Genomic DNA, 294 nt, shown 5'->3' on the forward strand with positions numbered 1-294 from the left:
AGTCGCCGGTTTTGGATTAGCAGGCATACTTTGCGGCGCCTAGCGCGTTTATTCGCATTTGACTGAGCTTCTGTCGCGCGATATCGATTGACACCACCATTGCGACTCAATTCGCGACTTATCGTCGAGGGGCTTCGAGAAAGTTGTTTTGCAATTGCTCTCAAGCTGAGACCAGCGGCCACGCCTCTGGATATTTCCTCTCGCTCTTCTAGCCTGAGGGCCGAAGATCGTTGTGTTTTGGGTCGAGGCCTAATCCCACCGTGATAGCGCAAATAAGAAAATACCGTCGCGGGG

Annotated in this window: 1 protein-coding gene; it reads right to left on the reverse strand. The window is 52.7% G+C overall.

The genetic code is table 11. The annotated features are described in order from the left end of the window. Window positions 1-272: helix-turn-helix domain-containing protein (locus ACXAFR_RS27620; protein ID WP_475183459.1), on the reverse strand; the 272-nt coding region annotated here is incomplete at its 3' end. Window positions 273-294: the final 22 nt, after the last annotated feature.

Source organism: Pseudomaricurvus sp. ABR4_320 (assembly GCF_056159445.1).